At 38.9% G+C, this 6540-nt stretch carries 6 protein-coding genes; 4 read left to right on the forward strand and 2 right to left on the reverse strand.

All coding sequences use genetic code 11. The features are described 5' to 3' along the window. The first annotated feature begins 188 nt into the window (after nt 1-188). Together CALSC_RS13360 and CALSC_RS13365 are read left to right on the forward strand one after the other, a co-directional pair. Nucleotides 189-893 (forward strand): rhomboid family intramembrane serine protease, encoded by a 705-nt coding sequence (locus CALSC_RS13360; RefSeq protein WP_088241827.1) that lies wholly within the window; start codon nt 189-191, stop codon nt 891-893. Nucleotides 894-1057: 164 nt separating this feature from the next. Beyond that, the gene (locus tag CALSC_RS13365; RefSeq protein WP_088241828.1) at nt 1058-1981 is read left to right on the forward strand and encodes an ABC transporter permease; all 924 of its coding nucleotides are present in this window, start codon (nt 1058-1060) and stop codon (nt 1979-1981) included. Between the two features lie 27 nt (nt 1982-2008). Here the strand turns inward: CALSC_RS13365 and CALSC_RS13370 are convergent, their stop codons facing one another. After that, nucleotides 2009-3136, reverse strand: coding sequence for a WecB/TagA/CpsF family glycosyltransferase (locus tag CALSC_RS13370; protein ID WP_088241829.1), 1128 nt, complete (start codon nt 3134-3136; stop codon nt 2009-2011). Between the two features lie 379 nt (nt 3137-3515). Here CALSC_RS13370 and CALSC_RS13375 point away from each other — a divergent pair, with 379 nt between their 5' ends. Next, a complete protein-coding gene (locus tag CALSC_RS13375) occupies nt 3516-4184 on the forward strand; it encodes a 2OG-Fe dioxygenase family protein (RefSeq protein WP_088241831.1) in 669 nt (222 codons plus the stop codon). A 285-nt stretch (nt 4185-4469) separates the two neighbouring features. On the opposite strand, the gene CALSC_RS13380 is transcribed toward CALSC_RS13375, so the two are convergent. Next, nucleotides 4470-6113: an acetolactate synthase large subunit gene (locus CALSC_RS13380; protein ID WP_088241830.1), complete on the reverse strand. Its 1644-nt coding sequence runs from the start codon at nt 6111-6113 to the stop codon at nt 4470-4472. A gap of 245 nt (nt 6114-6358) precedes the next feature. Here CALSC_RS13380 and CALSC_RS27470 point away from each other — a divergent pair. Next, nucleotides 6359-6540, forward strand: a 182-nt coding sequence (locus CALSC_RS27470; RefSeq protein WP_235006783.1) for a hypothetical protein, incomplete at its 3' end; no start/stop codon positions are given.

The raw sequence follows: 6540 nt of genomic DNA on the forward strand, positions 1-6540 counted from the left end.
GGATTATTTACGTCCCAGTGTACTAGTTTATTCAACTCGCTACGCGAGAAAGAAGAAGGAAGAGGGAAGAGGGGAGAGGGAAGAAGGTAGAGTTTCATATTCTTACAACAAAGTACTTTCCTCTTTCTTCCAGAATTCTGCTTAATCAAGCTATATTGCAGATAATGCAATTAGTAGGAAAATAACCTGTGTTTCCCCTTTACGACGAAAACCCGACACGTATCACTCCATACTTAACTTATGGGTTAATTGGAATTAATATTGTTGTTTTTTTACATGAGATGAGTCTGTCAAGTACAGAACTACAGCAATTTTTTCAATTGTATGCAGTAGTTCCCCAACAGCTCAGTGCAAGTTTTCAAGGTGTGCCAGTTGGTCAAGAAGTTCCAGAATGGGCAACTTTAATTACGTCACAATTCTTACATGGTGGTTGGTGGCACTTAATATCAAATATGTTGTTTCTCTGGGTATTTGGTAACAATATTGAAGATAAATTAGGTCATGCCAAATATTTAATTTTTTATTTAAGTTGTGGTGTATTTGCAGGTTTGTGTCAGTGGTTTATTGGCATGAATTCTGCTATTCCTTCCTTGGGGGCGAGTGGAGCAATTTCTGGGGTTTTGGGGGCTTATGCTATTCGTTTTCCCCAAGCAAAAGTGGTCACTTTAGTCTTTTTGTTTTTTTTCGTCACTACGGTAAGAATCCCGGCTCTGATACTTATAGGATTTTTCTTTATTCAAAATATTGTTTCTGGGGTTGCGAGTTTGCAAGCCGCCGCCAATATGAGTGTGGAAACAGGAGGAGTGGCTTACTGGGCACATATTGGCGGTTTTGTCGCCGGGTTCTTTTTAGCTCCGTTGTTGGGTATATTTAATCGTGATGATTGGGATTAGTTTGGCAAGCATTCCCAATACTCAGGAATGGGGATAAAATAAAGTGCAAATCTGATTGTAAGTTAATAAATCCAAGCTCCTAAATGTTGTAGTACGGTTATCTTGCCTGCATCAGATATCAAAGGAGCTGTCCGGCTCCCACTAGGTAATATTTTTTAATTGGGATGCTCCCTGACTTCTTGACTGATTACCTTGTTGCTACCGTGCGCCTAACTGTACCTTTAGCATTCGCGGCTATAGGGGGGATGTACTCGGAACGATCTGGAGTATTAAATATTGCCCTAGAAGGAATGCTACTAACGGGGGCTTTTACCAGTGCCGCGATCGCTTTTTACACTGGTAATCCCTGGTTGGGTATAATTGTTACTGCCATTGTCGGGGGTATAGTGGGATTACTTCATGGCTTTTTGTGCGTCAGTCTGGGTGTTAATCAACTGGTATCTGGCTTGGCAATTAATTTAGTTGCTGCAGGATTAACATCTTTTTGGGCAAGGATTATATTTGCAGGGGGTAGTAACGAACAATTACCAAGTATTCCACCCTTAATAATTCCCTATCTTGCCAATATTCCTGGGTTAGGAAAAGTTTTATTTCAACAAGATATATTCGTATATTTACTGCTATTTCTAATTGCTGCTACCACATATTTACTATTTAATTCCAGCATCGGTTTAACCTTAAGAGCCGTGGGAGAATATCCCCAAGCGGCTGCATCTACAGGAATTTCCGTAGTCAAGGTGCGTTATCTTGCTGTAATTATCAGTGGTTGCCTTGCTAGTTTGGGAGGCGCTTACTTAAGCTTGGTGCAGGTAAAATATTTTGCCGAGGGTATGAGTGCAGGTAAAGGATTTATTGCGATCGCAGCTTTAATTTTTGGTAGATGGCATCCTATAGGTACTGCTTTAGCTAGTTTACTATTTGGTGCCACAGAAGCATTGCAATTGAGAATCCAAGCATTGGGAGCAAACATACCCTACCAATTTTTAATTATGCTCCCATATGCGATCGCATTACTGGCTCTGGTGGGATTAGCTGGTAAGTCTGCACCCCCTGCGGCTTTGGGTATACATTACTCTAGAAAGAATTGATACTCTCACTCTTCGGTAACTGCATATCTAATTAACATGGTTTTTGTTGCCAAGTAATAGACTTACTGTACCTTGAGGAACCCATCCTTTATTAACAGCAATTTCACCAAAACGTCTACCATATTGCCTTTGTTCTAGCAATATGTCATGAATTTGCCTTTCATTTAATAATGCAGCAGCCCTAAGATATTCTCCTAAAGGTTGTCTGGCACGTTTTTTATTTAACTGTGGAAACTGTTCGGCAAAGAAATCTAAAGTAGTTGGCTCCAACCAACCCCTATCCACCACTAATTCACCAAATTTTCGATGTCGGTTTTGGGCTTGAATTGCTAATATAGTTTCCACTTGCTCAAATGAAAGCAAATCTGCTTCTTGGAGTAACTGTCCAAGGGGTAAATTATATTGATAAAGATTTAGTAACTGTTGAATCATCAACCAACCAAATGGTAAATCGTCTATTAAATAACGTTTCCACAGTCGCTGGGGTTCTGACAGTAAACGATACATCCATTCCAATCCCACCTCACTCACCCAACGAGGAGATCTAGGTACAAACCCAGCTTCAAAATTAATTGTGGCTCCAATCGGAAGAAATGTTTTAACTTTAGGCAAATTTTCTCTATATTTATAAATCCATTTTTCCTGTTTTGGCGCTCCCACACCCACAGCTAAAACAGTGGCTTCAGAACGATTAATCAGAGTCACAATTTTCTCATTTTCTACTTCGTCATTCTCAAATCCAAAAGGTGGGCAATATACATCTACAACCATCTCTCGTCCAACTTTTTGGTTAATTATCCGCCTTGCAGTATTTGCAGAGCCTGGAGTTCCTCCTAACAGAAAAATACTGATATCTAAGTCATCTTTATAATATTCATAAAAAGCTGGAAATAAATCCGAACCGGAAATCTTTTCTTGAATTGGTTTACCTAGTATTCGGGAAGCATAAAACAAAACCTGGCTATCGCAGACAATGTAATCTGAGTTGCGGTATATTTGATGAAATTCTGGATCTTTCTGTAGTTTCATCACATGATCCACATTGGGTGTAACAACCATTCCTCCATCACCCAGTCTTCTTAAAAGTTCTCTTTGAGATAGGTTATCTAAATAAATATTTAAAAGATTCACGCGCTCCGAAGAGTGAGTAATCATATAAAACTCCGACTACCAAATATCAATTTATTTATCTATAACTCCTGAAATCAGGACTTATATTTAGTCTTCCCACATTGAGCCATTAGATAATCCTAATTGATAAATAGAGTATAAATACTGATTTTTTGGCAGCAGTTAGCGTACTATTAATTACTTTCAATGGTTGTATGTTACGTAAATTTACACCATATCCCTATTTTCCGGAATTGATGTAGGTATTAATGTATTTAATTACTGTGAGAGTTTTTGAGTATTATCCCTATTAGTAACAGACAAATTTTGTATTCTAATTGACGACATCTCAGTCACGGATAGCATACCCTGTATATATATCAACCTGCCATAAGTAAAAGCTGGTGGGATGGAGGTAAATCCCATGAAAAAATTATTGGAAACAGTAGAGTTAGAATATACTTTTCAATTTAAATTAAGAAAAGTAAATGCTATAGTGCCAGCAGGCTTTAAACCCTTTTTTAACAATTTACCGATTGATCCTTATATGAAAGGAAAATATCGTTCTCGAAGATTATCAAGATTCACATTTGAGGGGGAAGAATTAATCAAATTACCCCACGGATATTTATATCAAAGTAATCAATATAACCCTTTAGTGGGTAATCTCAAAAGAGAGTTTGCTGAGTTGGAAGATGGGCTAGTTCAACTTGATATATTTCAACAACTAATCATGGCGTTTGCTGATTTTTGTCACTTACACCCAGAAGCAGAAATCGGCGTGCATCAAATTAGAACTAGCTGCTCGCCGAATAATTTTGGCAATCCTGCACCAGAAGGTATCCATCAAGATGGTACGGATTTTATTGGTATTTTTTCTGTTGATAGGGACAATATTCAAGGTGGGCAAACCCATCTATATACTGCCAAAAAAGAAAAGCCTGTTTTTAACAAAATATTGCAGCCAGGGGAATTATTACTTGTCAATGACCACGACTTCTTTCACTTTACTACTCCTATTAAACCTGTAACTGCTGCACAAGGTACAAGAGATGTGTTTGTTCTGACTTCTCCTAGCCTGATTTATGACTGAAAATTAGAGGTTTTATTCAGTTTCTTCTCTGGTGAACTTGCAATATGATGATGGCACCACTGTATACACAGCAATGCCATCATCCTAGGCGGATTATCGGGTTACTTCCACCAATGCTGTTTGTTGATTTCCACACTTCCCCAGAAGTGAGTTTCCGAGCTAATAGGCGAACTAAACTAAAGTTTACTCAAGAGTTTTCATATTACTCATTCGTCTTGAGACAACTTCTACTATGAGACTGGGATTTTAATCCTAGGGGGATTATCCAGTTACTTGCACGTAGTGCTATATGTCACAACTCAATTCACCAGCTTTTTGGGTAAAGCGAATATTCTCCCGATAATCAACTGGACAATCAATTACTGCTGGAACTTTCTGGGCTAAAGCCTCTTTTAAGATAGGAACTAAATCAGTAGCAGCTTCCACACGGTAGCCTTTTAATCCCATACTTTCCGCTAGCTTCACAAAATCAGGATTGCCAAAATGAACAAAGGATGAATTTCCTTTACCAAATTGATTTTCCTGTTTCCATTCAATTAACCCATAACCGCCATCATTAAAAATTAAGGTAACAAAGGAAGTACCTATGCGTAAAGCAGTTTCTAATTCCTGGGAATTCATCATAAATCCACCATCCCCAGTGGCAGCAATAACTTTGCGGTTGGGATAAACCAGTTTTGCTGCTAAGGCACCGGGAATAGCAATTCCCATTGCTGCAAAGCCATTAGAAATCAAGCAAGTATTAGGACTATGGCAATGGTAATGACGGGCAATCCACATTTTATGAGCGCCTACATCAGAAATAACAATATCATCTGGCCCCATTACCTGACGCAAGTCATAAATTATCTTTTGTGGCTTAATGGGAAACCCATCGTCGTGAGCATATTGCTCGTAATCGGAGCGAATATTTGGTCTGAGGCTAATAGCGTAGGGATTTTCTCTGATTTGCCTGTCTGCTACTTTCAATATTTCCATGAGTGAGTCAGAAATATCTCCCACAACTTCGACTATGGGAATATAGCTACTATCAATTTCCGATTGATTTGCCCCAATATGAATAATGGGAATGTTACCTGTAGGGTTCCATTTTTTGGGAGAAAACTCAATTAAATCATAACCAATGGCAATTACTAAGTCTGTATTATCAAAGCCACAAGTAATAAAATCCCGTTGTTGTAATCCTACTGACCACAAAGCCAAAGGATGAGTATAAGGAATTACACCTTTACCCATAAAGGTATTGGCGACGGGAATATTCATCTGGGTGGCAAATTGGGTTACAGCATCACTGGCTTGGGCGCGGATAGCTCCATTGCCAACTAAAATTAGTGGATTGACAGCTTGAGAAATAGCTGCGGCGGCAGCTCTAATATTGGCGAAAGAAGCATAGGTTTTTTCAATATTGTCTCTATGTAAAGGCTTGCCTTCCACGGACATAGCAGCAATGTTTTCGGGTAAATCAATGTGAACTGCCCCCGGTTTCTCTGTTTGTGCTCGCTTAAATGCCTTACGCACAATTTCTGGGGTAATACTTGGTCGCACAATCTGTTTATTCCACTTAGTTACTGGAGCAAACATTGCTACTAAATCTAAGTATTGATGGGATTCGATATGCATTCTATCTGTACCCACCTGTCCGGTAATTGCCACTAGGGGAGAACCATCGAGGTTAGCATCGGCAACACCAGTCATTAAATTAGTAGCTCCTGGCCCCAGTGTAGAAAGGCACACACCAGCTTTCCCTGTCAGCCGTCCATATACATCTGCCATAAAAGCTGCGCCCTGTTCGTGGCGAGTAGTAATAAACTGGATAGGAGAGTTTTTCAAAGCTTCCAAGACATGCAGATTTTCTTCTCCAGGAAGTCCAAAAACGTATTCTACCCCTTCATTTTCTAGACACTTTACCAATAGCTCTGCTGTGTTCATTTTTTGTTATCCTTTTATATAGATTGGGACTTACCACCTTAACGAAAAAATTAATTCAAAACTCAAATCATATTTTCAGAAATGACAGATGACAGTGGTTCTAGTTGGAAAATAAATTCTGCGTTGACTCATGTATAGCGCTACGCGCAAGTAATAAGTAACAAGTAATAAGTAATAAGTTTACTGATCCTAGGTTTAGGCCTTTAACAATGTCCTAACATAATTGCGTACTGCTAAGTAGGTAAGTGTTAAAAATTATCGTTTTAATAAGGCATGAGGCAGAGGGCAGGGGACAGGAGGGAAAAGCTTTTGAGGTAACTTTACTTTTCATTACTTACTTCTGTTTTTTTGCGCCGTTCTACTTATCTAATTTCTTTAGAGAATACAAAAAAATAAATGATCCCATAGGGGCAGAGCATCAGCAAAG

Origin of the sequence: Calothrix rhizosoleniae SC01 (assembly GCF_900185595.1) — a bacterium.
Taxonomy (GTDB): domain Bacteria; phylum Cyanobacteriota; class Cyanobacteriia; order Cyanobacteriales; family Nostocaceae; genus Calothrix_A; species Calothrix_A rhizosoleniae.

Excerpts from the sequence above, each read along its gene's own strand:
- CALSC_RS13370 (WP_088241829.1), bottom strand. The coding sequence starts at position 3,136 with ATGATTACTCACTCTTCGGAGCGCGTGAATCTTTTAAATATTTATTTA.
- CALSC_RS13380 (WP_088241830.1), bottom strand. The coding sequence starts at position 6,113 with ATGAACACAGCAGAGCTATTGGTAAAGTGTCTAGAAAATGAAGGGGTA.
- CALSC_RS13365 (WP_088241828.1), top strand. The coding sequence starts at position 1,058 with ATGCTCCCTGACTTCTTGACTGATTACCTTGTTGCTACCGTGCGCCTA.
- CALSC_RS13375 (WP_088241831.1), top strand. The coding sequence starts at position 3,516 with ATGAAAAAATTATTGGAAACAGTAGAGTTAGAATATACTTTTCAATTT.